The sequence below is a fragment of the Nocardia sp. NPDC050799 genome, assembly GCF_040654015.1.
Lineage (GTDB): Bacteria > Actinomycetota > Actinomycetes > Mycobacteriales > Mycobacteriaceae > Nocardia.
On record NZ_JBFAHF010000105.1, the window covers coordinates 1 to 1,671 of the forward strand.

Annotated in this window: 1 protein-coding gene; it reads right to left on the reverse strand. The window is 64.6% G+C overall.

The window, feature by feature from the left end; translation table 11 throughout:
- Window positions 1-484: 484 nt before the first annotated feature.
- A partial coding sequence (locus AB0H42_RS35640) for an aldo/keto reductase (RefSeq protein ID WP_357064275.1) occupies window positions 485-1,671 on the reverse strand: 1,187 nt, incomplete at its 5' end.

Sequence of the window (1,671 nt, forward strand, 5' to 3'; positions counted from 1 at the left end):
GCTACGAACGCCACGGCCATCTTTTCGCAGCCTTTCTACAACTCGCAGCCGCGATCACCTGCTACAAGAAACTACCCACATAAGACACGCTCTTAAGGCAGGGACTGGGAAAGGTGTTTCAGACGCTTGAGCAGCTGGTCGCCGACCTCGGCGTTGGACCGTCAGCGCAGCTGGCAGCAGTCGCTGAGAAGGTCCGCCTGAGCGTCGAAGATCTGCATACCCGGGTCTTGGTTGAAAGCGATGGCGGGCAGCGGTTTCTCACTCGTCGCAATCGGCCAGCTGACGCTGTTCGTGAGACATATGGTTGAGGATGGGCGTGAGACAAACCCGTATGAGCACAGGCCAGCGAATATTTGAGATGGCGCCGGGCCCCGGAACCTACAGTGCACCTCGGCCAGGGCGGTGACGGCGGGCAGCCCCCACCGCCGAGAACCCGGCACCGGTGAAGTCGGCGACGCAAAGACCGGAAGTTGATCTACCGCTGTCAGACGATCGGGGTAACCGGACCGACGAACCGGCCGGCGTCACCACCCAGGAGGTTCGGGCGAACCTGCGAGTTGATCCAGTGCGGGACACCCAGTTCGACGGCGCTGACCTCGTCGAGCCGCATGTACTGCTCGGCGGTCAATGTCACCTCGAGTGCAGCGAGGTAGTCGTCCAGCTGAGCCAGGGTCCGCGGCCCGACGATCGGAATGAAAGTCGCGGCAGATCGATTGCCGCGTTCACGTAGCCAGGCCATCGATACCTGGGCGGCGCTCGCGCCGGTCTCCTTCGCGACTGTCAGGACCTCGTCGATGACGGCGGTCCGTTGGCCGGACTCTGGAATGACGAACCGGCTGGGATCAGTCGCCCGACCCTCACCACCGGTGCGGTACTTGCCCGTCAGTAGTCCGCCGGCGAGAGGCGACCACAGGTTCACGGCCAATCCGAACCCTTCGGCCATCGGCATGAGCTCGCGGTCGGCCGTTCGTTCGACGAGGCTGTATTCGGTCTGAATGCCGACGATCGGCGCCCAGCCGCGCATGTCCGCCAGGGTGGCCGCGGCGGAGACCTGCCACGCCGGGAAGTTCGAGAGCGCGACGTGATGGACCTTGCCGGAGCGCACCAAATCATCCATCCCGCGGACGATCTCGTCGATCGGGGTGACGCCGTCGGGGAAGTGGACCCACAGCAGGTCGAGGTAGTCCGTGCCCAGCCGTGCCAGGCTTGCCTCCACCGACGCGACGAGGTTCTTTCGCCCACCTCCGGTCCGTGAGACGTGTGGCTCCGTCGCATCGCTGGCACCGTATTTCGTCGACACGACAAAGTGATCGCGGTCGGCGCCCAGGAGGCCGCCGAGGATCGCCTCGGACTCGCCAGCCTGGTACATGCCTGCGGTGTCGAGGAACGTGCCGCCGGCCTCGGCGAACCGGTCGAAGATGACGCGGGCCTCCGCGGCGCCCGTGCCGCTGGCCCAAGCCGTCCCGAAGTTCCCCGTGCCGAGGGCGTACTCGGAGACCCGCAGGCCTGAACGTCGTCCGAATGTGGTGTAGCGCATGATGATCCTTAGATTTTGTGGGTTAGTACTGCAACGACACTCAGGGGGACTGTCAGCGATCTTGTGGGCGGGGCGGTGATCCGACAAGCTGAGGCGGCCTGCTTCAGCGGAAAGGATTGTCGTGTCGGAGGAGT